Source organism: Croceicoccus ponticola, assembly GCF_004004515.1.
Classification (GTDB): Bacteria; Pseudomonadota; Alphaproteobacteria; order Sphingomonadales; family Sphingomonadaceae; genus Croceicoccus; species Croceicoccus ponticola.
In genome coordinates this window covers 71,674-97,800 of record NZ_RXOL01000006.1, presented here as the reverse complement: position 1 = coordinate 97,800, position 26,127 = coordinate 71,674, and the positions used below count along the sequence as shown (strand labels likewise).

The following is a 26,127-nucleotide window of genomic DNA, read 5'->3' as shown; positions in this document are numbered from 1 at the left end:
CGATTCAGGATGCGTCGCCGCCCTTGCGCGGTGCGGCCAACGGGATCGGTTCCTTGAACGTGTGCGTGATATAGGGGAACGGTATCTCGATATCCGCATCGTCAAGCGCGCGCTTGATCCGCCGGAAAATGTCGTCACGCACCGCGAACATGTCGCGCGGCATCGACCCGGACCACCAACGGATCATGAAGTCCACCGAACTAGCCCCGAATTCCTTGACGTAAATGTCGAGCGGCTGGTCGGCGGCGAAATCTTCCATGTCGCCGATCGCGCGACGCATGACTTCGGCCGCATGATCGAGATCGGTGTCATAGGCGACGCCGACAGTGATTTCCCAACGGCGGATGGGCTGCTCGGTCATGATCTTGACCGGGTTCTTGAACAGCATGGAATTGGGGCAGACGGTCAGTTCCCCTGTGAACTGGCGTATGTGCGTTTCGCGCAAGGTGATGTGCTCGACCACGCCGACGATGCCTTCGACTTCGATCGCGTCGCCGATTTCCATCTTGTCGCGTAACATGATGAGCACGCCGGCGAGGAAGTTTTCGAATATGTCCTGAAACGCAAACCCGATGGCAAGCGTGCCGATGCCCAGCCCGGCGATCAATCCGCCCGGTTCCAGCCCCGGCAGGATGATCGTGGCGGCAACCATGATGCCGATGACCCATATCGTCAGCTTTACCAGCGTTTCGACCAGCGCCCTCAGGCTGCTGCGCAATTGCGTGCGGCCTGTGACCGCGTCGGCAATACGGGTGGTGTACCGGGCGATGATCCATGTCAGGAACAGGACAAGGATGGCTATCGCGAAATTGGGCAAGGCCTTGACCAGGCTGGTGCCCATGGACTGCAATTCGTCCTGAAGGATGGAAACGACGTCGAGAACGGAAAGGATCTGGCTTCTCCAAAGGATTTGCAGGGCTGTCGTGCCCCTGAACGAGGCGCGGCCTTAGGAGTTCCGGCGCACCTGCGTCAAATGACACTATCGCATCATCGTGTCGCAGGGCGTGCCGGAAAATCCCCCTTTGGTCGGTGCGCCCGCTGTCAGGCCAGCTCTTCTACAGACAACGTGCCGCGACGCAGCTGGTCGCGTTCCATGCTTTCGAACAGCGCCTTGAAGTTGCCTTCGCCGAACCCTTCGTCGCCGCGGCGCTGGATGAATTCGAAAAACACCGGTCCGACCGTTGCCGTGGCGAATATCTGGAGCAGCAGGCGCGGCGAGCCGCCTTCGGTCGTGCCGTCGAGCAGGATGCCGCGCGTCTTCAGCTCGCCCACCGGCTCGCCATGCCCGGGCAGGCGTTCATCGAGCATTTCGTAATAGGTTTCGGGCGGGGCGGTCATGAACGGCACGCCGGTGGCCTTCAGCTTGTCCCAAGTGGAGAGGAGATCGTCGCAGATAAAGGCGATGTGCTGGATGCCTTCGCCGTTATAGGCGCGCAGGAATTCGTCGATCTGGCCGCCGCCCGATTTGCCTTCTTCGTTCAGCGGGATGCGGATCTTGCCGTCGGGCGCGGTCAGCGCCTTGCTGGTCAGGCCGGTATATTCGCCCTTGATGTCGAAGAACCGGATTTCGCGGAAATTGAACAGCGTTTCGTAATAATCGGCCCAATAAGCCATCCGCCCGCCGTAGACGTTGTGGGTCAGGTGGTCGATCCGGGCCAGCCCCGCGCCTTCGGGTCGTTTCGCGACGCCGGGCAGATATTCGAAATCGATGTCGTAGATCGAAAGCGCATCGCTGCCGTCGTCATAGCGATCGGTCAGGTAGATGATGGCGTTGCCGATGCCGCGGATTGCGGGGATATGCAGTTCCATCGGGCCGGTGTGCGTCGCGACCGGTTCGGCCCCGCGTTCCAGCAGTTCGGCATAGGCCTTTGCCGCGTCCTTCACCCGGAACCCCATGCCGCAGGCGCTGGGCCCGTGTTCGCGGCTGAAATACCATGCGGCGCTTTTCGGTTCGTAGTTGGTGACGAGGTTGATGTCGCCCTGCCGCCACAATTCGACATCCTTCGACCGGTGCCGTGCGACGCGGGTGAATCCCATCGCGGTGAAAACGGGTTCCAGCACGCCCTTTTCGGGGGCCGAGAATTCGACGAATTCGAAGCCGTCGAGGCCGATCGGGTTTTCGAACAGGTCGGTCATAGTGCTTTCTCCGCCAGCTTTCCGCGCCAGGGCGTCTCGCCCTGCAGCAAGGTGCCGGCCGGTATCGGCTCCTTGTCGCGCCATGTTTCGTAGATCGGCCCGAAATCGAGGGCCACGAGTTCGGTGAGCAATTGTTCGAGACTGTCGAGCACGAAGTAGTTCGGCTGGAAATCGTCGATCCGGTACGCGGTGTTCATGATCCGCACCGGATCGAACGGCAGCCGCAGGACATCTGGGGCGGTGATCGAATGAACCAGTTCGCCCGCGCTGGACACGATGCCCGCGCCGAATGCCTTCAACCCCTTGGGCGTCGCGATCAGCCCGAATTCGATTGTGTACCAGTAGATCCGCGCCAGCATCGGCAGGGCATTCATTGCAATGGCGCGCTCCCCCGCCTTGCCGTAAAGTTCGAGGAAGTCGGCGATATGGGGGTTCAGCAGCATCGGTACATGGCCGAAGAAGTCGTGGAACATGTCCGGTTCGACCAGATAGTCCATTTCGTGTTCTTCGCGGATCCAGCGAGTGACCGGGAAACGCCGATGGGCAAGATGATCGAAAAACACCTCGTCGGGGATGAAACCCGGGACGGCGACAAGCTGCCAGCCCGTCGCTTTGCCCAAAACGCTGTTCGCATATTCGAACCGGGGCACGCCGTAGGAACAATCGAGCCGGTGCAGACCGTCGAGAAATTCGGGCGACGCGTAAAGCTCGGCCAGTTCGCTTTGGCGCGCATAAAGCCTTCGCCAGCGATCGTGCATCTGCGGGGTATAGGCGTCCCAATCCTGTGGGACGGAATAATCGCGCCCGGCCTGCGCATAATCGCCGCGAAGCGCGCTGTTGCTGTTGGCTGATGCAGGCTTTTCGCTCATGATGCATAATACCATCGTCTTGGAAAAAATATCGTGCTAATTCGTGCTCGATTATCGGAAAGTACGCGTCTTTCCACCACGATTTTGACCTAAGAGAGTGTTTTCATGTCCCTCGATCATTTCGACCGCCGGATCATCGCCGCCTTGCAGGAAGACGCCCGGATGACCGTAGCGCAGATTGCCGAACGGGTTTCCCTTTCGGCGACGCCGGTGAGCCGGCGGTTGAAAAAGCTGGAGGAGGATGGCGTGATCGCCGGCTATTCGCCCCGGCTCGACGCCCGCAAGCTGGGCTTTCCGCTCGACGCGTACATCACCATCAACCTGCAGGCGCACAGCGACGAAATCATCGATCGCTTCGAAAACGAGATCAAGGGCAACCCCTATGTGATCGCATGCCACGCCGTGACGGGAGAGATGGATTACCTGCTGCATGTGCTTGCCCGCGACATCGAGCATTTGTCGCAGATCACGTTGAAAACGCTGGTCCGCATCCCGGGCGTGCGGGACGTGAAATCGATCGTGGTGCTCGAAGATATCAAGAAATCGCCCGCGATCCCGGTCCAATAATGCAGGCAGGGCAGGCTGGGATAGGGCGGGGCTAACTCTGCCGCCGGACGCTCCACGTCAGCTTGCTCTCCTTGCCCGCCGATACGCGAAGGCGGATGATCTGAAAGCCGTCTTGCATCGCAACCTTGCGCGATACATAGCGCAATTCCCATTGGGCGGGGTTGCCGATGCGGACTTCGACTTCGACTTCTTCGCGTGATCCGTTGGCGATGGTCGCCTGCATGGCGTGCGCCTTCCCATCGTGCAGGTTGAAATCGTGTGGGTTTTCGCGTGGGGTCAGCGCACAGGAAACCTTCACTTGCGAGGTCGGGGAAATGCCGATTTCCAACTCCTGCCCGATGGCGTAATCGTCCACCTCATCCTCGGACAGCAACAGCGGGCCGTAGGCGCTGGGTTCGAACACGGTGACCCCGCCCGCAGGAAGCGCGCGACCGAGGCCATATTTTTCAAGATTGCGACTGCGCATCACGACATCGGCGAGCATGGCGCGCACCCCCCGGTCCGGCGAACAATCGGCGCGGTGGACCAATTGCCCTTCGACCGCGTCCAGGTGAAGGAAGGCGACTTGCTTCTGCGCCTTGGCCGCGACGTTGACCGTCATCGGCACGCGATAAAGCTTGAGATCGCCCAGCGCCTCTTCCACCGCCATGACCGGGGCCATCGCCTGATCCGATACGGCTTCCATCTTGCGCGCGCCGGTCACGATGATTTCGTCCGACATCATGACGGGCGGCGGCGCGGGCGGCGGCGGCGCGCCCAACATCCCTTCGGGAATGCCGTCCGAAGTGCTGCCCAGCGGATAACAGGTCAGGCGCAGCGGCTCGCCCCGTGGCGGTTGCGACATGCCGCGATAGTCGCTGGTGATCTCCAGCTTGCCCGCGACCGCCAGCAATTCGGCATCGGCGAACCCCTGTCCGTTGGCGTTGGCGACGGTCAGCCACGCGGTCAGGTCCAGCGTGCGCTTGCGGGCCAGCCCCGCCTTGGCGAAAGTCGCGACGTAATGCGCGCTCCAATCAAAGCCGGAAGCGAGGTAGGTCAGCCGGACGGTATATGTCCCGCCCTGCGCGCTGCGGGTGTCGACGGTATAGACAGGGTTGGCGGACAGCCCGTCCGGCACACGGTCGAAGGTCAGTTTTTCGGGAATGCCGGCGCACTGCACCGCCTCGAATCCTTCGGCGGTTTGCAGCACCAGACCGCCGTCGGCGCGGGTGCGCACGATGGCGCTTTCGCTTTGCTGCGCGCCTGTTGCCGGATTGGTCCGCGTGATAGTGACGCGGTTGCCCAGCGTGCCGTCGACCAGCGCGGCGGGCGACAGGATTTCGGCATTACGGTTCTTTTCTATCGTGCCTTCGGGCAGGCCGGTGACGATCGCGCTGACCGCCACCATCGATTCCGCCACACCGTCGAAACGAATGCGCGATTCGCCGGGCGGCAGCGTTACCGTCCGCGTTTCGGAAACCAGCGCGAAACCGTTGAGCCAATCGAGGTTCATCGCGCCGTTGCCGCGGTTCGGATCGCGATAGACGGTGACCGACACATGCTCTGCGACAGAAGCGTCCACGATCGTTCGCACGAAATCCTGCGCCGTGGCGGGCATGGCCAGCCCGCCGCCGGCAAGCGCCGCGACGGACATGGTCAGGAAGCGCCGCATCGCCCCCACCGGACGCGACCGACCTTTAATACCGCGTTTCATAGACGACGGTCAGGTCGTAGGAACCGTTCGCCGGGACCGGCACTGTCCACTTGCGCTTGTCGACATTAACCTGCTCGCCCTTGGCCCCTTCGGACACGACGCGGAAATCGTGGCTCCACCATCCCTGATCCAGCCCCGCCTGCACCAATTCGACCGACACCGGCACCGGCCGCGCATTGGTCAGGCGGTAACGCATCGTCGTGCGATAGAACGTCTTGGCCTCTTGCACCTCGACCTGTTCGACGCTGCCGTCGCCGCGAATGACGCGATAGCGGGAGGAGCGTTCGTATTCCTCAGAACTGATCTTGGTCCGGTTCGCCAGTTGCGCTTCGACCGCGACGTCGAACGCATCGCCGGTGCGCAACGAGAGCCGGCTGCCCATCGGCGTGTGCGCAATCGCGTTTTCGCCGATGAATTGTGGGCTGCCGCGCGCATCGCGCTGATAGAACCGCACCGTGCCTGCCGGCAGCGCATCGCCCAGCCCGCCATCGCGCGACGATGAAAAGGCGATCTCGCTCGACGCCTTTACCGGGTCGTTATCGCTTTGCAGCCAGCCGACGGTGCGGGCGTAGATCTTTCCCGCGGCAACGCCTGCGGTATCGAGAAAGCTGACCTGCTTGGTCTGGGCGTTGGCGATCATGGTGCGTTCGTCGAGCGGATAGAGGTAAAAATCGCCCAGCCGTTCGCGATCCGCGCTTTCGGTGCCGATCGACACCATGTCGCCGCGATAGACGGGCGGCGGCGGCGGGATGCGGCCATAGCGTGGATTGTACGATCCGCCTTCGGCATTCGGACTGCCCGCCACCAGCAGCGTTTTGGCATCGTCGTATGTCGTTCCGGTATTGTTGGTCAGCGTGACCCAGCCCTGCATGTCGACCGTGCCCTTCGCCTCGTCGTAAAGGGCGACATAGTCTGCCTGCCAGCCAAGGCCGGGGGTCAGATAGCGCAACGATACGGGCCGCTTGCCCGCGCCTTGCGCATCGACCGTCACCGAAAGGGTGGGGCGGGCGCGCAGGTTTTCCGGCACCCGGTCGAACACGGCCCGGACCGGCAGGCCATCGTCGCGCAACACCTCGATCCGGTCGCCGATCTGTACGACGACACCGCCTGCGACCGACAGCACCTTGGCCCGTTCGCGCGTTTCGGCGCCGGTTGCGGGATTGGTGCGGACCAGCGTGATCGTCTCGCCAATCGCCTTTTCCATCAGCTTGCCCGGCGTCAGCAGGTCGAAGTCGAAGTTCTGTTCCACGATTCGCGTGCCATCGGCGATGAAGCTCAGTGTTTCAGGGCGAATCTGGCTGGAAACATCGGGAAACTCGATCCGGCTGCGGCCTTGCGCGATGGCGACCTGCCGCACGTCCTGAACCAGCGCCTGACCGTTATTATAGATAGTGACCGAAACGTCGCCCTGCTGGCTTTTACCAGTGGGATCGCTTTGTCCCGCCACCGGCGCGGCGATGGCAGCAACGCCGCCTGCCAGGATCGCAATAAGCCCAGCGCGGACCCGGTTGCCTGCCATTTTCGTCATCCCTCTTGTCTTCCGACGCCCCACCATCGGGCGCAATTGTGGCACGGTTCGGCGTCGAACTTGTGAAAATGAATATGGCTATCGCCTGAACATGAAGTTGAACTTGCACTGGCGAGAGACGTGCTGCATTGCAGCAATCAATGCGCATCGCCATCGTCGACGAAAGCGCGGCTCGAGCCGCCATCATCCAGGAAGGTCTGGCCGGCCTCGACGACTGCGAAACGACCGTGATCACCGAACGGCGCGGACTGATCGCACAAATCGCCGCATTCGAGCCCGATATCGTCCTGATGGACCTCGGCAATCCGTCGCGCGACGTGCTCGAGGAATATTTTACGGTGAGCAAGGCGCTGGCCAAGCCGATCGCGATGTTCGTTGACGAATCGGACGAAGAATCGATCGCCGCCAGCGTCGATGCCGGCGTTTCCGCTTATGTGGTCGACGGTTTTTCGAAACACCGGATCAAGCCGCTGCTCGATCTCGCGGTGCGGCGCTTCAACGCGTTCTCACGGCTCGAAACCGATCTTGCCGAAGCGCGTGGGCAACTGGCCGACCGGGCCAATATCGACAAGGCAAAACGCCTGTTGATGAACAGTCGTGGACTGTCGGAGCCTGAAGCTTACAAGGAATTGCGAAGCACGGCGATGCGATCGAGCAAGCGGATCGCCGACGTCGCCGAAGCGTTGCTGATTGCAGAGGAATTGCTGGGGGGAAATCGTTGAGCGAGCGTCTCAAGATAGGATTTCTGCCGCTGGTCGATGCGGCGCTGCCGATATTGGCCAAGGAACACGGATTTGCGGCCGAACAGGGCCTCGATCTCGAATTCGTGCGCGATCTCAGCTGGGCGACGGTGCTGGACCGCCTGCTTTACGGCCACACGGATGCGGCGCACATGATCGCCCCGCTGGCCATTGCCACGACGCTTGGCATCGGCCGCCCGGCGCGACAGATGTCGGTGCCGTTCGTGCTTGGCCTCAACGGCAATGCGATCACGGTTTCGAACGATCTGGCCGAACGCATCCAACCCGAAGGCGGTCTGGGACAGGCGGCACCCGTGGGAGCGCGGCTTGCCGAAACGATCGCGACGCTGGGCCGCAAACCGGTCTTTGGCGTGGTTCACCGCCATTCGAGCCACAACTACATGCTGCGTTATTGGCTTGCGGCTTGCGGCATCAAGCCCGACCGAGACATCGACATTGTCACCATCGCGCCGCCATTTGCCGCAGACGCCCTCGAATCGGGAGAGATCGACGGCATTTGCGTTGGCGAACCGTGGAATTCGGTCGCGGTCGAACGCGGGGTGGGCCGCATCGTGCTCACCACCGCGCAGATATGGCGGCGCGGCGTCGAAAAGGTGCTGGCCGTCCCGACCGCCAAGCTGGAGGAACGGCGCGGCGCGTTCGAACGGCTGATCATCGCGATGCGCAAGGCGGGCGAGCATTTCGTCGATCCGGCGAACTGGAACGTCAACGCCCGGATCCTGTCGCGCCCCGAATATGTCGGCGCCGATCCTGCGTTGATCCTGCACGCGATTTCGGATCGGCTGCGGCTGGAGAAGGGGGGCGAACTGGTTCATTTCCCCGACTTCATGTTCCAGTACCGCGAGGCGGCGAATTTTCCCTGGGTCAGTCAGGCCGCATGGCTCTATGCCCAGATGGTGCGCTGGGACGCGCCGCATTTCGATCCCGCCGCAGCGAAACGCGCCATGGGCGTGTTCCGTCCCGACGTCTATCGCGCGGCGCTGACCGGGCGCGATGCCCCGCTGCCGGGCGCAAGTTCCAAGGTGGAGGGCGGAATTGCTGCACCCACGGGCGTCGGCGCGCAGCAGGGGCGACTGGTCATGTCGCCAGATAATTTCTTCGACGGAAAAACCTTTGATCCCGAAAGGCTTGAGGACTATCTGGCCAGCCTGCCCTGATTGCCAATTCGTGCTGCGGTGCAAAAACCGCTTTACGCAGGTGCAACGAATCGCTTAATCATGTGGTGCAACGAGACGGTTCGCCTTCCAAGGATGGGAGGCTCTTTCGAACCTCGCGGCAACTTTTGCAGACATTGCGTGGCAACGATGCCGCCCGATCATCCCATCCGGGGTTCGATCGTGGCGGCTTTTTTCGTTTTTGCGCCGGACGGGGAATGACGGGACGATGAGCGGCTTTGTTATCAAGGGTGTGAACTTCAAACGGCGCGGTGTCGTCGTCGCCATGCTGGCATCGGTCGCGCTGGCCGGTTGCGGATCGATTGGATCGGAAAACGCAACCGATGGCGCGGTGCAGGCCGCCGCCGTCGATGGCGCCATCGAAAAGCCGAACCTGAAGCTGGGCTTCATCAAGCTCACCGACATGGCCCCGCTCGCAATCGCGAAGGAAAAGGGCTTTTTTGCCGAGGAAGGCCTGAACGTAACGCTCGAACCGCAGGCGAACTGGAAGGTCTTGCTCGACGGCGTGATCGGCGGTCAGCTTGACGGTGCGCACATGCTGGCGGGACAGCCGATCGCCGCTACCATCGGTTATGGCACCAAGGCCGATCTGATCGCGCCGCTCAGCCTCGATCTCAACGGCAACGCCATTACCGTGTCGAACAAGGTATGGGCCGAAATCAAGCCGACGCTTCCTGTCGAAGGCGGCAAGATCAAGCACCCGATCAGCGCCAGCGTGCTGAAGCCTGTCGTCGCCAAGTGGCAGTCGCAGGGCAAGCCGTTCAAGATGGGCATGGTCTTCCCGGTTTCGACCCATAACTACGAACTGCGTTATTGGTTGGCCGCAGGCGGCCTGAACCCCGGTTTCTACACCGACGGCGACGTGGGTGGGACGGTCGGCGCCGACGTGCAGCTTTCGGTCACTCCGCCGCCGCAGATGCCGGCCACGATGGAAGCAGGCACGATCGACGGTTATTGCGTCGGCGAACCGTGGAACCAGGCCGCGGTGCAGAAAAAGATCGGCGTGCCGATCATCACCGACGACGAAATCTGGCACAACAATCCCGAAAAGGTGCTGGGCCTACGCAAGGAATTCGCCGACCAGAACCCGGCCACCACTGCCGCGTTGATCCGCGCGATCATCAAGGCGCAGCATTGGCTGGATGCCGAAGGCGGCAAGAACCGGCCCGAAGCGGTCAAGATTCTCGCTCAGCCCAACTACGTCGGCGCGGATGAAGCGGTGATCGCGGCATCGATGACCGGCAAGTTCACGTTCGAACCGGGTGACACCCGCGATGCGCCGGGCTTCAACATCTTCTTCGACAAGTTCGCCGGTTATCCGTATTATTCGGATGCCATCTGGTACCTGACGCAGATGCGCCGCTGGGGCCAGATCTCCGCCGACCATGACGATCAGTGGTACTTCGACCGGGCCAAGGCGATCTATCGTCCCGACCTGTACCTCGCGGCTGCGAAAAAACTGGTCGCAGACGGCGCGATCCCCGCTGGCGCCGTGCCGGAAACCGACGGTTTCCGCGGCGAACAGAGCGGTTTCATCGACGGCATCAGCTTCGATGGCAAGCAGCCCAACGCCTATCTCGCCAAGTTCCCGATTGGCCTGAAAAAGGGCCAGACGGTTACCGCAGCAGGCGTAAAGTAAGCGAAGACCCCCAGGAGTTATCGACCATGGCAACCGTATTCGCAGACGCGCCTGACGCCGCAACCCCCGAGATCGCGGCAGTAGCCGGATCGGTCGCGGGCAACGTGGCGGCGCCGGGGCCGACCCCCGCGATGGCAGAGCCGAAAAAGCCGAATCCCGCCGTGACCAAGACGGTGGCGTTCGCCAAGAGCCTGATCGCACCGATGCTCGGAATTCTTGCGTTTCTGGCGATTTGGGGCGCGCTTGCGCCGCAGGTCGATACCTCTCTGGGGGCGCTTCCCGGACCGGTCGAGGTCGCCGCACAGGGTTTTTCCCTGTTCGACGAATGGTCGGCGGCCAAGGATGCCGAAGCGCAGTTCTATACCGATCAGGATGCCCGCAATGCCGTGCAGGTCGCGGCGGGCAATCCCGCCGGCGTGCAGAATTTCGACTATGCCGGCACGCCGACCTTTATCGACCAGATCTTCACGTCGCTGAAGACGGTCGCGCTGGGTTTCGGGCTGGCGACGCTGGTGGCCGTGCCCATCGGACTATTCGCTGGCCTTTCGCCGACCTTCAACGCCGCGATCAATCCGCTGATCCAGATCATGAAGCCGGTCAGCCCGCTGGCATGGCTGCCCATCGTGACGATGGTGATTTCGGCGATGATCACCAGCGCCGATCCGATGCTGCCCAAGGCGTTCGTCATTTCGGCGCTGGTCGTGATGCTGTGTTCGTTGTGGCCGACGCTGATCAACACCGCCATCGGCGCGGCCAGCATCGACAAGGACCTGTTGAACGTGGGCCGGGTGCTGAAACTGGGCTGGTTCGCGAAACTCACCCGGCTCGTTCTCCCGTCATCGCTGCCCTACATCTTTACCGGCATGAGACTGTCGTTGGGCGTGGGCTGGATGGTGCTGATCGCGGCTGAAATGCTCGCGCAGAACCCAGGCCTTGGCAAGTTCGTGTGGGACGAATTCCAGAACGGGTCTTCCCAGAGCCTTGCCCGCATCATGTTTGCCGTCGTCGTCATCGGATTCATCGGATTTGGGCTCGATCGACTGATGATGAGCCTGCAGGCGCTGGTGTCCAAGAACCGCACCATCTGATCTGTCCGGACCCAAGGAGAAACGCGATGGAACAGCAACCGATCCTCTCGCTGCGCGGTGTTAGAAAAAGCTTTTCGGGCAAATCCGGCGTCACGACCGACGTGCTGGGCGGCATCGATCTTGATGTCGCAGAAGGCGAATTCATCGCGATTCTGGGCTTTTCCGGCGCGGGCAAGACCACGCTGATCAGCGCCATTGCCGGGCTGGTCGAAGTGGACGAAGGCGAGATCCTGCTCAAGGGCAAGGCGATCGACGGGCCGGACCGCGATCGGGGGCTGGTGTTCCAGTCGTATTCGCTGTTTCCGTGGCTGTCGGTGCGCCAGAACGTCGAACTGGCGGTCGACGCGGTGCACAAGGATCGTTCGAAGGCTGAACGCGCCGCGCTGGTGAAGCAGAAGGTCGAGCTCGTCGGCCTCGGCCATGCGATGGATCGCAAGCCGTCGCAGTTGTCGGGCGGGATGCGACAGCGCGTCGCGGTGGCACGCGCGCTGTCGATGGAACCGGAAATCCTGTTGCTGGACGAGCCTTTGTCGGCATTGGACGCGCTGACCCGCGCCAAGCTTCAAGACGAGATCGAGCGTATCCGCGAAGAGGAAAAGCGCACCATCATTCTCGTCACCAACGACGTGGACGAAGCACTGCTGCTGGCCGACCGGGTCGCGGTGCTGACCCCCGCGCCATCAGCCCGGATCGGACAGATTTTCGAAGTCGACGTGCCGCGCCCGCGCGACCGGGAGGCAGTAAACGACGACGAACACTTCAAGACGCTGCGCGGCCGGATCGTGAACTACCTCGCCACGCTGAATGCGCAAAGTTCGACCGTGGGCGAAAGCGTCGTCGCGCTGCCGGGTGTCACCCCGCTCGACCTTGCGCCCCCGCCCAAGGCCTATCTCGACGCCGGGCATAGCAACGTGGTCGAACGCTATCTCGAATTCTTCAAGCTCGACAAGGTGTACCCCACGCCCAGCGGCCCGCTTAAGGTCGTCGACGACTTCAACCTCATCATGAAGCAGGGCGAATTCGTATCGCTCATCGGCCATTCGGGTTGCGGCAAGTCGACAGTGCTGACGATGGCTGCCGGGCTGAATGAAATCAGCGGTGGCGGCATCGTGCTCGACAACCGCGAGATCAGTGCCGCGGGCCCGGACAAGGCGGTCGTATTCCAGGCACCCAGTTTGATGCCGTGGCTTACTGCGCGGCAGAACGTGGCGCTCGGCGTGGAGCGGGTGTACCCCCACGCCCCTCGGGCCGAGCGCCGCGACATCGTCGAATACTATCTCGACCGCGTCGGGCTTTCGGATGCGAAGGACAAGATGGCGGCGGAAATGTCGAACGGCATGCGCCAGCGCGTCGGCATCGCTCGCGCCTTTGCGCTCAGCCCGCGATTATTGCTGCTCGACGAACCGTTCGGGATGCTGGATTCGCTGACGCGCTGGGACTTGCAGGATGTGCTGGTAGAGGTGTGGAACCGCACCAAGGTTACCGCGATCATGGTCACCCACGACGTGGACGAGGCGATCCTGCTGGCCGACCGCGTGGTGATGATGACCAATGGCCCCAACGCGACGATCGGCAAGATCCTCGAGGTCGACCTGCCGCGCCCGCGCGACCGCAAGGCGCTGCTGGAGCATCCCAAGTTCTATCAGTACCGGCAGGAAGTGCTGCATTTCCTTGCCGAATATGACCACGGACCGGCGGCAAAGGCGGCCTGAACCGACTTCTTCCGGCCTGACGCAACAGCGCGGGCCGAACATGCTGCGCCCCGCCACGCGGGGCAGGGACAGGCAATGGCGCCTGCCTCCGCGCGGCCCTGACCAACGGCGGACGATGGTGTCCCCCTTTCACCGACATCGCAGCGGGCAATGACGCTTGCGCAAAAAAGTTCAGGGACCCTGCCGGGTCAAGAACACCCCCAAGTAAGGGGAAAACGCCCGGCGTCATGGAGGTAAAGTGAAATGAGGAAACAGGTACTTTTGCTTGCGGCAGTTTCGGGCATGGCACTCGGCGGCACCGCCCATGCCAAGGCCGGCGATCCGGTCACGATTGGCGAAGGCGTGACGCTCGACCCGATCATCGAAGGCGTCCTGCGTTACGAGGCGGTCGATCAGGACGAGATCGGGTTGGATGCCGATGCGGTGACGTTGGGCATGGTCGCGGGCGCGGAACTGAAGACCGGCGGACTTTCCTTTCTGGCCGAGGCGGAAGCCACGCTCGCCATCGTCGACGATTACAACGACACCATCGCGGGCAATAACGGTTATTTCGGCGCCGAACCCTATTCCGTTGTCGCCGATCCCGAAACCGTCGAACTCAACCGGCTTCAAGTCGGCTATGCGGGCAAGTTCGGTTCGCTGACCCTGGGCCGCCAGCGCATTGTGCTGGGCATTTCGCGCTTTGTCGGCAATGTCGGCTGGCGGCAGAACGAACAGACGTTCGATGCCCTGCGCGGCATCGTCAATGTCGGTCCGGTGAAGGTGGACGCAACCTATTCGATTTCGCAGCGCACGATCTTCGGTGCCGATGCCGGGCTGCGCACCGCTTTGGACGGTGACCATGTGTTCGTGAACGCAGGCGTCGACCTTAGGGGCGTTGCGGTCACCGGGTTCGCCTATCTGCTCGATTACGATGCGGGCGAACCGCTCTCCATCGGCATGTCCAGCCAGACTTATGGCGCGATCGCTTCGGGCAAGATCCCGCTGGGCACGCCGGTCGCCCTGACTTTCGTCGCCAGCTACGCGAAGCAGAGCGATTACAAGGGCAATACGATCGACTATTCGGCCGACTACATCAACGGCGAACTGGGCGCGACCGTCGCGGGCGTGAACCTGCTCGCGGGTTATGAAAAGCTGGGCAGCGACGATGGGGTCCGTGGAATCAGCACGCCCATGGCCACGCTGCATAAATTCAACGGTTTCGCCGATCTGTTCCTCGCGACGCCGAACGCCGGGCTTGAGGATTATTACGCCACCGTCGGTTATGCCTTCAAGGGCGTCAAGGCGCTACCCGGCCTCAACGCCAGCGTGACTTACCACAAGTTCGAAAGCGACGTCGGCGGGCTCGATTACGGCGAAGAGTGGGATGCCACCTTGGGCTTCAAGCTCAAGGGTTATGGCGTGACGGTGAAATACGCCGACTACGATGCCGAAGACTTTGGCACGAGCACGAAGAAGCTGTGGATGCAGGTGAGCTTCGCGTACTGATCCGGGACGTGCAGGCGATGACGCTTGGTCCTGGGGAATTGATCCTCGCAGATCGGGCCAAAGCTGGTCTTTTTGAATGAGGCGACAATCAGGGTGCCCCCGCAACGGGGCACCCTGATCCGTAGTCGCTGACGAATGCGACGCGGGAAAAAGCCGACGAGGTGGCGGCGCAGCAAATCGTTCGTGCTGCATTGCAAAAAAACGGCTTGCCGCGCTGCGCTAGAATCGGGTATATCGCAAATACCGCACGGATTGCGCCGCCCATCGAAGGGCGCGTGTTTCGCGATCCGCTGCGAACCATTTCAACATTGCGTGGCAACGGTGCCGCCCCGAACCCTTTCACGGGATCGAGGCGGCTTTTTTGCGTGCGCGCGGAACATAGGATCGACATGAACGTGACCGTGGCACAGGAAAAAGGCGAGGCGAGCGCGACCCCCGCAAAGCGGCGGAGGCTCGTCGTCATCGGCAACGGCATGGCCGGTTGCCGCGCGGTCGAGGAAATCCTTGCCCGCGACAGCACGCGGTTCGACGTGACGATTTTCGGCGCCGAACCGCGCGTGAATTACAACCGGATCATGTTGTCGCCGGTGCTGGCGGGCGAAAAGTCGTTCGAGGAAATCGTCATCAACGGCCAGGATTGGTACGATGACAACGGCATCGCCCTCGTGTCGGGCGACCCGGTGACCGGGATCGACCGAAAGAACCGGAAGGTCGTCACGCGCGGCGGCCGGATCGAAGGTTATGACACGCTTTTGATCGCAACCGGCTCCGACCCGTTCATCATCCCCATTCCGGGCAAGGATCTCGACGGCGTCGTCACCTTCCGCGACCTCGACGACGTCGACAAGATGCTCGCCGCCGCGGAAAAGGGCGACGCTAATGGAGGGGCCGGCAACGCCGTCGTCATCGGTGGCGGCCTGCTCGGGCTGGAGGCTGCGCACGGACTGTCGCTTCGCGGCATGCGCGTCACCGTCATCCACCTGATGCCGACTTTGATGGAACGTCAGCTCGACGAAGCGGCGGGCTATCTGTTGAAGGCCGAGCTGGAAAGCCGTGGCCAGACGATCCTGACCAGCGCCAACACCAAGGAAATCGTCGGCAATGACGGCAAGGTTGCCGCCGTCCTGCTCGAAGACGGCACGATCATCCCCGCCGACATCGTGGTCATGGCCGCAGGGATCCGCCCCGCTACCGGCCTTGCCCGGGCCGCAGGTCTTGAGGTCGAGCGCGGCATCATGGTCGACGACCACATGGTGACGTCCGATCCCGACGTGCTTGCCGTCGGCGAATGCGTGCAGCATCGCGGCCTTTGCTACGGTCTTGTCGCGCCGCTTTGGGAAATGTGCCGCAGCCTTGCCGATCATGCCACCGACCAGCCCAGCGGCTACGGCGGCTCGGTCACTTCGACCAAGCTGAAGGTATCGGGCATCGACCTGTTTTCCGCCGGCGATTTTTCCGGCGGCGACGGGTGCGAAGACATCGTGATGCGCGATGCCAGCCGCGGCATCTACAAGCGCGTCGTGGTAAAGGACGACCGGATCGTCGGCGCGGTGCTTTATGGCGATACCGCCGACGGCAATTGGTACTTTGACCTCCTGAGAAAGGAGGAAGACATTTCGGACGTGCGCGAGGCACTGATCTTCGGTCAGGCCTTTGCCAGCGGCGGAGGCGCCCTGCTGGACCCTAATGCCGCCGTTGCCGCCCTTTCGGACGACGCAGAGATCTGCGGCTGCAACGGCGTATCCAAGGCGCAGGTCGTCGCGTGCATTTCGGGCGGGGCGCACAGCCTCGATGCGGTGCGGTCCACTTGCAAGGCTTCGGCCAGCTGCGGATCGTGCACGGGGCTGGTCGAAAGCCTGCTGGCCGTGACGCTGGGCGACGATGCGGTGGAATCCGGGCCAAAGACGATGTGCAAGTGCACCAGCTTCACCCACGACGACGTGCGCAAGCTGATCGTCGAAAAAGAACTCAAGGTCATCCCGCAGGTCATGCAGGAACTGCACTGGACCACGCCCGACGGCTGCGCATCGTGCCGCCCGGCGCTGAACTATTACCTGCTGTGCGCTTGGCCGGGCGAGTATGTCGACGACCAGAAGAGCCGCTTCGTCAACGAACGCCTCCACGCCAATATCCAGAAGGACGGCACCTATTCCGTCGTCCCGCGCATGTGGGGCGGAATCACCAGTCCCAACGAACTGCGCGCCATCGCGGACGCGGCGGACAAGTATCAGGCCCGGCTGGTCAAGGTGACCGGTGGCCAGCGCATCGACCTGTTCGGCATCCGCAAGGAAGACCTGCCCGCAATCTGGGCCGACCTGAACGCGGCCGGGATGGTTTCGGGCCACGCCTATGGCAAATCGCTGCGCACGGTAAAGACCTGCGTCGGGTCCGAATGGTGCCGCTTTGGCACGCAGGATTCGACCGGGCTGGGCGTCCAGATCGAACGCATGACGTGGGGCAGCTGGATGCCGCACAAGTTCAAGATCGCGGTCAGCGGCTGCCCGCGCAACTGCGCCGAAGCGACGATCAAGGACTTTGGCGTCATCTGCGTCGATTCGGGATACGAGCTGCACGTCGGCGGCAACGGCGGCATCCACGTTCGCGCGACCGACCTTTTGTGCAAGGTGGAGACGGAGGCAGAGGCGATGGAACACTGCGCCGCCTTCATCCAGCTTTATCGCGAAGACGCCCGCTATCTCGAACGCACCGCCCCGTGGATCGAGCGCAAGGGCATGGACTGGCTGAAGGAGGCGCTGTTCGCCAAGCCGGGGACCGTCACCGAACTCGCCCGCCGGTTCCGCTATTCGCAGACCTTCTGGCAGGACGACCCGTGGGCCGCGCGCGCCGGTGGCGATCGCCGCGACCTCCACAGCCACATTGCCGAGGTGCGCCCCCTTTCGATCATGGAGAACGCATAATGCCCTTCGGGAAATGGCTCGATATCGGCCCGGTCGATCAGATCGAACCCGGCACCGCGCGCACCCTGCCGGTCGAAGGGGGCGAGGAGATCGCCGTATTCCGCACGGTGCGCAACGACATCTTTGCGCTGGTCAACAAGTGCCCGCACAAGCAGGGCCCGTTGTCACAGGGGATCATTCACGGCAATGTCGTGGCCTGCCCGCTGCACAACTGGAACATCAGCCTCGAAACCGGGCGCGCCCTGGGTGACGACAAGGGTTGCGTGCCGACTATCCCGTCCAAGGTCGAAGGCGGCCGCATGTTCCTGCTGCGCGATGCGGTGCTCAATCCACAGATCCCTGTCGACGACAGCGACGTCGCGGCCGCGGCCTGACCTGACCGATGTCGGGCATCGCCACCACATGCGCCTATTGCGGAGTCGGTTGCGGCATTGTCGCGACTCCGGGCATCAATCGTTCGGTGGCGATCGCGGGGGACGATGCGCATCCTGCCAACCATGGACGGCTGTGCATCAAGGGCACGACGCTGGGCGATACGGTCGGGCTGCAGGGTCGCATGACGCACCCGATGATCGGCAACCGCACCGCCGGCTGGGATGAAGCGACGCGTTTCGTTGCGCGCACATTTGCCGACACGATCGCCGAACACGGGCCGGACAGCGTGGCGTTCTATGTATCGGGCCAGTTGCTGACCGAAGATTACTATGCCGCGAACAAGCTGATGAAAGGTTTCATCGGCAGCGGCAACATCGACACCAATTCTCGGCTTTGCATGGCCAGCGCGGTGGCCGCGCACAACCGCGCCTTTGGCGAGGATTACGTGCCGGTCGGGTACGAGGACCTCGAAACCGCGGACCTGATCCTGCTCGTCGGATCGAACACCGCGTGGTGCCACCCCGTCGTGTGGCAGCGGATCGAGGCAGCGCGTCGCGACCACAGCACGAAAGTCGTCGTGATCGACCCGCGCCGGACCGAAACCGCGCAGGAAGCCGACCTTCACGTCGCGGTTGCGCCCGATGGCGATATTCCGCTGTTCCGCGCGCTGCTGGCCGACATGAAGCGGCGCGGCGAAGTGGACGAAGCGTTCATGGCGCAGCACTGCGTAACGCCCGATGGCTTCTGGGATGGGCTGGTCGGTGCGCCGGGCGAAGCGCTGCCCACCAATTTCGAAGCGCTGGCCGACATGGTCGCGGCGCATCCGCGCATGATCACGGTATTTTCGATGGGATCGAACCAGTCGGTGCGCGGAACCGACAAGGGCAATGCCATCATCAACCTGCACCTTGCCACTGGGCGTATCGGCAAGCCGGGGGCAGGGCCGTTCTCGATCACCGGCCAGCCGAACGCGATGGGCGGGCGTGAAGTGGGCGGGCTTGCCTCGACGCTGGCGTGCCATCTCGGTTTTTCGGATGAAGAGCGCGCTGCCGTCGCCGATTTCTGGGCTGCGCCGAACCTCTGCACGGCGCCGGGGCTGAAGGCGGTCGACATGTTCCGCGCGGTCGACGACGGCCGGATTAAGGCGATCTGGATCATGGCGACCAATCCCGCCGTGTCGATGCCCGACGCAGGGTTCGTGCGCGGGGCATTGGAAAAGTGTCCGTTCGTCGTCGTGTCCGATTGCATGGCCGATACCGACACCACCCGGCTTGCCCACGTTCGACTTCCCGCGATGGGCTGGGGGGAAAAGGATGGGACGGTCACCAATTCGGAACGCGTGATCAGCCGCCAGCGCGGGTTCCTGCCCCCTGCGGGGGAGGCGCGGGCCGACTGGCGCATCATCGCCGACGTTGCCGCCGCGATGGGATATGGCGACGCGTTCGATTGGTCCGGGCCAGCCGCGGTGTTTCGCGAATATGCCGCGATGACGGCGCTGGCACAGCGGCGAGGGCTTAAGCTCGATCTGACCGATCATGCCCGGCTTTCCGATGTGGAATACGACGCGTTGCAACCCTTTCGCTGGGGCGAGGGCAAGCTTTTGGCCGACGGTTTCTGCTTCCCCGACCGCAAGGCGCGTTTGATCGATGTCGCGCCTCTGGTCGCAAAACCGGCCGACCCGGCATTCCCGCTGCGGCTCAATACCGGGCGTTACCGCGATCAATGGCACACGATGACGCGCACCGGCCTGTCGGCGCGCCTGTCCCGCCACCGCAGCGAACCGCTGGTCGAAGTGCATCCTGACGATGCGGTGCGATATGGCATTACCAACGGCGGCCTTGCCCAAATCGATACGCCGCGCGGAAACACCGTGCTGCGCGCCAGCGTCACCGATGCGCAGGTGCCGGGCACGATATTCGCGCCCATGCATTGGACCGACTTGTTCGCCAGCGGCGGGCGCGCCAATCGCCTGACTTCGCCCGATGTGGATCCCGTTTCGGGCCAACCGGGCTTCAAGGATTGCGGCGCGGCGATCGCCCCGGTCGCACCGGAATGGCGCGCGTTCCTCGTCACGGCGAACGAACCTGCGGCGCCGGACTGCCTCTATTGGGCGCGGATGCGGCTCGCCAAGGGGTGGATCGTCGAATTGGCGGGCATGGGCGATGCGCCGGTCGAAGCGGTCCTGCCCGAAGGCGACCGGCTGATCGTCGAAGACGTGCGCCGGGGGATGAAGCGGGTCGCGGTGCTCGACGACATGGGTCGCCTTTCCGCGGCGTTGTTCGTCACGCGCGACGGCGACCTGCCTTCGCGCGAATGGATCGGGCAGCAGTTGGGCGACGATGCTGGGTCGCCGCCCGAACTGCTCGCCGGTCGTCCCGCAGGCACGCGACCAGACACCGGCCGCCAGGTTTGCGTCTGTTTCGACATCGGGCTGAACACCATCCTTGCCGCCATCGCCGATCAGCGGCTGTCCAGCGTGGACGCCATTGGCAGGGCGCTCAATGCCGGTACCAACTGCGGCAGCTGCAGGCCGCAGCTCGCCGGGATTCTGCGCGAAACACAAGTGGCGGAGGCTGCGGAATGACCGATTTTCGGGGCGGTGAAGTATGGCTGGTGGGCGCGGGGCCGGGCGATCCCGACCTGCTGACGCGCAAGGCGGAACGGCTGATGACCGAAGCGAGCGTCATCTTCTACGATGCGCTGGTCGGCGAAGGCGTGCTGGCGCTGGTGCCGCCACATGTTCGCATGGTGCCGGTGGGCAAACGTTCGGGCCGCCATTCCAAGGACCAGACCTCGATCGACCGGCTGATCGTCGAAGCGGCGTTGGCGGGAGAGAAGGTCGTGCGGTTGAAGGGCGGCGACCCTGCGATCTTCGCCCGTTCGAACGAGGAACTCGAAGCCTGCCGGGCCGAGGGCATTTCGGTGCGCATCTGTCCGGGAATCACCGCGGCCAGCGCGGCGGCGGCCGATCTCGGCATGTCGCTGACCCTGCGTGGGCTGGCGCGGCGTTTGACGTTCGTGACTGCTCATGCGCTGGCTGGGGAAAGAGTTTCGCTCGACTGGCACGCGCTGGCCGACCCGCAAGCGACGCTGGCCGTATACATGGGCAAGGCGGCGGCCCGCGACGTGTCCGCTGGGTTGATTGCGGCGGGCCTGCCGAGGGACACGCCGTGCGCGCTGGTCGAACAGGCCAGCCTGCCGACGGGCGGTGAATTCCTGACCCGGCTGGACCTGCTGCCGATCGCGGCGCGAACCGCGCTGGGCGATGGACCGGCGCTGATCCTGATCGGTCAGGCCGTTGGCGCAGCGGTCCTTCCACAGCGGGCGAACGCGTACACCGGAACCGTGCGGGCGTCGGTTTAGCTCAAATCGGCATGTGCAAAACTTAGGTTCCGAGGGCAGCGAGCGACCGCTTGCATTGCCCGAAACGCCCGCTTATAGGGCGCGCTCCGGTCGGGACGTAGCGCAGCCTGGTAGCGCATCACACTGGGGGTGTGGGGGTCGGAGGTTCGAATCCTCTCGTCCCGACCAGTCTTTCCAATATCGAAAGACATCCGACCGCGGCGCGGCAGGTGGCAAGCACGCCACCGCCGCTCTGGTGGCATCACGGACATCGCTGACCATACCTGACATCGCTGTGGCGCGAAGCCCGCATTGCCAAGCGCATGGCAATGCTGCTAGGCGCGCGGGCTTGACCGGCTGCCCCTTGCATGGCGGTCGATCGCCCTTATTCAATGCCGACACATCCTTTCGCCAGCATCGTCTGCCCGCATCTATCGAAGGCCATTCATGTCCAGCAACCTGCTCGTTCTCGCTGCCGCCGCTCCGGCCGGAGGGCCCCCTGGATGGGTTCAGATCCTGCCTCTCGTCGCGATGGGCGTCATTTTCTGGCTCCTCGTGTTCCGCCCGCAAATGAAGCGGCAGAAGGAGCATCAGGCCAAGATCGCGAGCCTGCAAAAGGGTGATCGCGTCGTCACTGCCGGCGGTCTCGTCGGCAAGGTCGTGAAGCTGGACGACCATTACGTCGACCTCGACCTCGGTCCGGGCGTCAAGGTGAAGGCCGTGCGTTCGACCATCGGCGACATCATCCCGCCGGGCGGCTCGACCCCCGCAAACGACTGAGATTACAGGAATGCTCGATTTTCCGCGCTGGAAACGGATCTGGCTGTGGGGGATCACGCTGTTGGGCGTGGCCGCCGCACTTCCTTCGATCATGATGTTGGCGGGTCAGCCATGGCCCTCGCAGCTGCCCGATCCCGAGATCAACCTCGGCCTCGATCTTGCCGGCGGCAGCCACATCCTGCTTGAAGCCGATACGGGGCAGGTCCGCGACTTGCGGCTGGATTCGATGGAAGAGGACGTGCGCCGCGCCATGCGCGAGGCCGAACCTGCCATCGCGATCGGCGACATTTCGACCGCGAACGGACGCCTGTCCTTTATGGTCGAGCAGGAAACGCAGGTCGATGCGGCACGCGAAGTGCTGCTGCCGATGACCGAAGGCGTGGGCCTGACAGGACAGCGCGACTGGACCATTCGCGTCGTCGACGGTCAGCGCCTCGAACTTATTCCGACCGATGCCGGGCTTGACCAGGCCGTCGAAAACGCGATGGACACCGCGACCGACGTCGTGCGCCGCCGTATCGACGAACTGGGCACACGCGAACCGACGATCATCCGTTCGGGCGACGATCGCATCGTGGTGCAGGTTCCGGGTCTCGACGATCCGCAAAAGCTGAAGGCGCTGTTGGGCCAGACCGCGAAGCTGGAATTCAAGCTGGTCGATCAGACCGCGCTGCCGAGCGACGTGGCGCAGGGCATCGTGCCCCCGGGCAGCCAGATCCTGCCTTATGCGGCCGATTCGCAGCAGCAGGGCGCAGTCGCGGTCAAGCGGCTTGGTGGCATTCAGGGCGACCAGCTGACCAATGCGCAGCAGGGTTATGACCAGAACGGCGCTGCCGTCGTCAACATCACCTTCAATCAGGAAGGCGGGCGCAAGTTCGCCGCGCTGACCACCGCCAATGTCGGGAAGCCGTTTGCCATCGTGCTCGACGGATCGGTGCTGTCCGCGCCGAATATCAACGAACCGATCCTTGGCGGACAGGCGCAGATATCTGGCGGCTTCAACGTCGACAGTGCCAACGCGCTGGCGATTTCGCTGCGTTCGGGCGCTCTGCCCATCGACCTGAAGGTCGTCGAGGAGCGTACCGTTGGGCCCGATCTCGGCGCCGATTCGATCCGCAAGGGCGTCCTTGCGCTGATCGTCGGCGGCGTTGCCGTGCTGGTCATGATGGCCGTTACCTACGGCCGCTTCGGCATCTATGCCAATATCGCGTTGTTGCTGAACGTGCTCATCATCCTTGGCGTCATGGCCGCGCTTGGTTCCACGCTTACGCTGCCGGGCATCGCGGGCTTCGTCTTGACCATCGGTACCGCGGTCGACGCCAACGTCCTGATCAACGAACGTATCCGCGAAGAACGTCGCAGGGGGCGCCGCGTCGTACAGGCGGTCGAAGTCGGCTATCGCGAAGCGCAGCGTGCCATTCTGGACGCCAACGTCACCAACGTGATCGCAGGCGTGCTGCTGTTCCTGTTCGGCTCCGGCCCGATCCGCGGTTTTGCGATCGTGCTCATCATCGGTATCGTGACCTCGGTTTTCACCGCCGTCACGTTGACCCGCATGTGGGTCGCGGGATATTTGCGCAAGCACCGCCCCGCAGACCTGAATATCTGAGGAACGGACGATGAAGCTCCTGAAACTCGTCCCTGACGACACGAACGTTAAGTTCCTTCGTTGGCGCCTGCCGTTCTACATCGTCTCGCTGATCCTGATGGCGGCAAGCTGGGCGGCGGTTCTGACCAATGGCCTGAACCTCGGCGTCGATTTCGTTGGTGGCCAGATGATCCGGGCAACCTTTGTCGGAGAGGCGGAGGCGCCAGTCTCGGAACTGCGCGGCGATATCGAAGCGCTGGGTTACGGCGCGCCGATCATCCAGCGGTTCGGCCAACCGAACGAAGTTTCGATCCGGATGCGCCTGCCCGAAGGCAAGGACGCGACGCAGGTCAAGGACCTGGCCGACCGGATGACCAATGCCATCGTCGCGGACATGAAAAGGGGCCATCCGGATGTCCGGATCGACGGCGTGGATTCCGTGTCCGGCAAGGTTTCGGGCGAACTGTTCCAGACGGGGATGCTCGCCCTGCTCGCTGCGATGGTGGCGATTTCGATCTACATCTGGATTCGGTTCGAATGGCAATTCGGCGTCGGGGCCTTGTTCGCGCTGGTGCATGACGTGTCGCTGACGCTGGGCCTGTTTGCGCTGACCCAGATGGAATTCGACCTCAACATCGTGGCCGCGATCCTGGCGATCATCGGCTATTCGCTGAACGATACGATCGTCATTTATGACCGCATCCGCGAAAACCTGAAGAAATATCGCAAGCTTCCGGTCAGCGAACTGCTCGATTTGTCAGTGAACGAAACGCTGTCGCGGACGGTCATGACGTCGCTGTTGACGTTGGTAGTGCTCGTCGCGTTGATGTTCGTTGGTCCGGCCAGCACCTTCGGATTTGCGACCGCTATCGCATTCGGCATTTTCGTCGGCACCTACTCGTCGATCTACATGGCGGCGCCGATTCTGATCTGGCTGCGCGTCACGTCGACCAGTTTCGTGCCGGTCGAGTCGGCAACCGATAAACAGGAAAACATCGCACGCGCCGACACATGACGGGCGGTTAGCCCTGTCGTCGCGGCAGGGCGAGTTCCGCAAACGAGCGCAGATGTGCTAATGTCGGCTTTCTGGGAAAGGAGGCCGACAATGGCACAAGACAACCGTTATGCCGCCGAACTGAAGAATCTGCTGACCGAACTGCAGGACCATCCCGAGCGCAATCACGATGCGACCCGCCAGCGCATCGCCGTGCTGCGCAAGATGGTCGAGGCCGAACAGGTCTGAGCTAAAGCATTCGCACCAGCATCACGCCAAGGGCGACCCAGGCCGGATCCATGATCACGGTCTGGCGTTGTCCGGTGCCCGGCGGCAGCACCGCGACGTAACCGTCGCTGCGGTCTATCAATCGCCCGAACGCAAAACGCCCACCGGACCGGGGGACCAGCACGTCGCGATTGATCGCCTGACTGGTTTGCGCCGGGCTCAGTTCGCGTAGCCAAAGCCTGTCGCCGGGTCGGTATTCCCCCTGTGCCACCTCGATTTCCAGAACGCCCATGATGTTGTCGCCCAGCAGCACTTCGGGAGGAACCGCCTCGCGCGGTTTAGGCAGGGCTTCGGCCCCGTCCGCCCCCAGTCGGGCGACAACCATGGGCGCAGCCTTCGTCTCGCTGGCCAACAGCGCTTCGGGCTCGACGCCAAGGGCTGCGGCGATGCGGTTGAGCCAGTCGATGGACAGCGTACGCATTCCTGTTTCCAGCCGCCCGATGGTCTGCGGCGTGGTGGGAGGAGAGCACGCCTCTGCGAGATCGACGAGGGTCATGCCCTTGTCCTTGCGGATGGCGCGGATGCGGTTGATCACATTTATACCCTTAAAACCGTTGCGAACCAATATGGTGTTATTTTCCTACATAATCGAACCAACGCAATGCAGCCCTTCAACTTGTCCATAAGGGAGATTCGCCAGATGACCGGACCGACGTACGACGCAGGGGATCGCAAGGCGCATTACGTAACGCGGGAATTGACGAGCGAAGGACCGCGCCGCACGTCCGACACCTATCGGGGCGGGGCGCCGAAGCGGGGTCGCAGCGTGACGGTGAACCTCAAGGAATCGCCGCTCTGTTGGCTTCATGCGCGCGGGCATCTGACCGACCGGCAATTCGATGCGGGCGAACGGCTGCGCGCCGATTGGGAACGGGCGCAGCTTGCCCCGTCGATCACCATGAACTGGAACCCGGTGCGGGTGGACGGCGGCAATCGCGACGCCGGGCTGACCCCGTCCGAACGGCAGGTATCTGCCAAGCGGCGGTTCGAGGAGGCGGCGGCGGTGGCTGGGCCCGGGCTGTCCGACGTGTTGTGGCGCGTCGCCTGTGCGGGCGAAGGCCTGCCCGAAGCGGAAAAGGCGCTGCAATGGCCGGCGCGCAGCGGCAAGCTCGTACTCGGCCTCGCTCTCGATCGTGTGGCGGACTATTATCGCATCGGTTGATCGGCGGGGACTGGCGGTCGAATG

Annotated in this window: 22 protein-coding genes and 1 tRNA gene; 17 read left to right on the top strand and 6 right to left on the bottom strand. The window is 63.1% G+C overall.

Annotated elements, in window-relative coordinates; genetic code table 11:
- Positions 1 to 4 precede the first annotated feature (4 nt).
- The 3 genes from EKN06_RS12675 to phhA all read right to left on the bottom strand — a co-directional run bounded on the left by EKN06_RS12675 (position 5) and on the right by phhA (position 3,005).
- The gene (locus tag EKN06_RS12675) at positions 5 to 841 is read right to left on the bottom strand and encodes a mechanosensitive ion channel family protein (protein ID WP_127613285.1); all 837 of its coding nucleotides are present in this window, start codon (positions 839 to 841) and stop codon (positions 5 to 7) included.
- A gap of 200 nt (positions 842 to 1,041) precedes the next feature.
- Positions 1,042 to 2,136: a 4-hydroxyphenylpyruvate dioxygenase gene (hppD, locus tag EKN06_RS12670; protein WP_127613284.1), complete on the bottom strand. Its 1,095-nt coding sequence runs from the start codon at positions 2,134 to 2,136 to the stop codon at positions 1,042 to 1,044.
- Entirely contained in the window at positions 2,133 to 3,005 is an 873-nt protein-coding gene (gene phhA / locus EKN06_RS12665; protein ID WP_127613283.1) for a phenylalanine 4-monooxygenase, read from the bottom strand. Before phhA ends, hppD begins: the two co-directional genes overlap by 4 nt.
- Before the next feature lie 105 nt (positions 3,006 to 3,110).
- Between phhA and EKN06_RS12660 the strand changes: the two genes are divergently transcribed.
- Entirely contained in the window at positions 3,111 to 3,572 is a 462-nt protein-coding gene (locus EKN06_RS12660) for an Lrp/AsnC family transcriptional regulator (protein ID WP_127613282.1), read from the top strand.
- A gap of 31 nt (positions 3,573 to 3,603) precedes the next feature.
- Here the strand turns inward: EKN06_RS12660 and EKN06_RS12655 are convergent, their stop codons facing one another.
- Together EKN06_RS12655 and EKN06_RS12650 are read right to left on the bottom strand one after the other, a co-directional pair.
- Entirely contained in the window at positions 3,604 to 5,265 is a 1,662-nt protein-coding gene (locus EKN06_RS12655; RefSeq protein WP_127613281.1) for a DUF4139 domain-containing protein, read from the bottom strand.
- On the bottom strand, positions 5,249 to 6,784 hold the full coding sequence (locus EKN06_RS12650; protein WP_127613280.1) for a DUF4139 domain-containing protein: 1,536 nt from the start codon (positions 6,782 to 6,784) through the stop codon (positions 5,249 to 5,251). The genes EKN06_RS12655 and EKN06_RS12650 overlap by 17 nt, the downstream gene beginning before the upstream one ends.
- A 149-nt stretch (positions 6,785 to 6,933) precedes the next feature.
- Between EKN06_RS12650 and EKN06_RS12645 the strand changes: the two genes are divergently transcribed.
- From EKN06_RS12645 to EKN06_RS15715, 15 genes are all read left to right on the top strand, one after another.
- Positions 6,934 to 7,515, top strand: a complete 582-nt coding sequence (locus EKN06_RS12645) for an ANTAR domain-containing response regulator (protein ID WP_127613279.1) — start codon at positions 6,934 to 6,936, stop codon at positions 7,513 to 7,515.
- Complete coding sequence (locus EKN06_RS12640) at positions 7,512 to 8,711, top strand: ABC transporter substrate-binding protein (RefSeq protein ID WP_127613278.1); 1,200 nt, start codon at positions 7,512 to 7,514, stop codon at positions 8,709 to 8,711. The genes EKN06_RS12645 and EKN06_RS12640 overlap by 4 nt, the downstream gene beginning before the upstream one ends.
- Before the next feature lie 226 nt (positions 8,712 to 8,937).
- Positions 8,938 to 10,368 (top strand): CmpA/NrtA family ABC transporter substrate-binding protein, encoded by a 1,431-nt coding sequence (locus EKN06_RS12635; protein WP_205693891.1) that lies wholly within the window; start codon positions 8,938 to 8,940, stop codon positions 10,366 to 10,368.
- Between the two features lie 26 nt (positions 10,369 to 10,394).
- Positions 10,395 to 11,456, top strand: coding sequence for an ABC transporter permease (locus EKN06_RS12630; RefSeq protein ID WP_127613277.1), 1,062 nt, complete (start codon positions 10,395 to 10,397; stop codon positions 11,454 to 11,456).
- Between the two features lie 26 nt (positions 11,457 to 11,482).
- Entirely contained in the window at positions 11,483 to 13,168 is a 1,686-nt protein-coding gene (locus EKN06_RS12625) for an ABC transporter ATP-binding protein (protein ID WP_127613276.1), read from the top strand.
- Positions 13,169 to 13,411: 243 nt separating this feature from the next.
- Complete coding sequence (locus tag EKN06_RS12620; protein ID WP_127613275.1) at positions 13,412 to 14,656, top strand: alginate export family protein; 1,245 nt, start codon at positions 13,412 to 13,414, stop codon at positions 14,654 to 14,656.
- A 389-nt stretch (positions 14,657 to 15,045) separates the two neighbouring features.
- Positions 15,046 to 17,574: a nitrite reductase large subunit NirB gene (gene nirB / locus EKN06_RS12615; protein WP_127613274.1), complete on the top strand. Its 2,529-nt coding sequence runs from the start codon at positions 15,046 to 15,048 to the stop codon at positions 17,572 to 17,574.
- Positions 17,574 to 17,948: a nitrite reductase small subunit NirD gene (gene nirD, locus EKN06_RS12610; protein ID WP_127613273.1), complete on the top strand. Its 375-nt coding sequence runs from the start codon at positions 17,574 to 17,576 to the stop codon at positions 17,946 to 17,948. The genes nirB and nirD overlap by 1 nt, the downstream gene beginning before the upstream one ends.
- A gap of 8 nt (positions 17,949 to 17,956) precedes the next feature.
- Positions 17,957 to 20,533 carry a nitrate reductase gene (locus EKN06_RS12605; protein ID WP_127613272.1) on the top strand — a complete coding sequence of 859 codons (2,577 nt, stop codon included), beginning with the start codon at positions 17,957 to 17,959 and terminating at the stop codon, positions 20,531 to 20,533.
- Complete coding sequence (gene cobA, locus EKN06_RS12600) at positions 20,530 to 21,312, top strand: uroporphyrinogen-III C-methyltransferase (protein ID WP_127613271.1); 783 nt, start codon at positions 20,530 to 20,532, stop codon at positions 21,310 to 21,312. Before EKN06_RS12605 ends, cobA begins: the two co-directional genes overlap by 4 nt.
- Positions 21,313 to 21,403: 91 nt before the next feature.
- Positions 21,404 to 21,480, top strand: a tRNA-Pro gene (locus tag EKN06_RS12595).
- Between the two features lie 258 nt (positions 21,481 to 21,738).
- Positions 21,739 to 22,071 (top strand): preprotein translocase subunit YajC, encoded by a 333-nt coding sequence (gene yajC / locus EKN06_RS12590; RefSeq protein ID WP_127613270.1) that lies wholly within the window; start codon positions 21,739 to 21,741, stop codon positions 22,069 to 22,071.
- A 10-nt stretch (positions 22,072 to 22,081) separates the two neighbouring features.
- Positions 22,082 to 23,680, top strand: a complete 1,599-nt coding sequence (secD, locus tag EKN06_RS12585; RefSeq protein WP_127613269.1) for a protein translocase subunit SecD — start codon at positions 22,082 to 22,084, stop codon at positions 23,678 to 23,680.
- A 10-nt stretch (positions 23,681 to 23,690) separates the two neighbouring features.
- Positions 23,691 to 24,674, top strand: coding sequence for a protein translocase subunit SecF (secF, locus tag EKN06_RS12580; protein ID WP_127613268.1), 984 nt, complete (start codon positions 23,691 to 23,693; stop codon positions 24,672 to 24,674).
- Positions 24,675 to 24,764: 90 nt separating this feature from the next.
- Entirely contained in the window at positions 24,765 to 24,902 is a 138-nt protein-coding gene (locus EKN06_RS15715; RefSeq protein WP_164844062.1) for a hypothetical protein, read from the top strand.
- A gap of 1 nt (position 24,903) precedes the next feature.
- Here the strand turns inward: EKN06_RS15715 and EKN06_RS12575 are convergent, their stop codons facing one another.
- Positions 24,904 to 25,476, bottom strand: coding sequence for a helix-turn-helix domain-containing protein (locus EKN06_RS12575; RefSeq protein ID WP_127613267.1), 573 nt, complete (start codon positions 25,474 to 25,476; stop codon positions 24,904 to 24,906).
- A 105-nt stretch (positions 25,477 to 25,581) separates the two neighbouring features.
- Between EKN06_RS12575 and EKN06_RS12570 the strand changes: the two genes are divergently transcribed.
- Entirely contained in the window at positions 25,582 to 26,103 is a 522-nt protein-coding gene (locus EKN06_RS12570) for a DUF6456 domain-containing protein (RefSeq protein ID WP_127613266.1), read from the top strand.
- Positions 26,104 to 26,127: the final 24 nt, after the last annotated feature.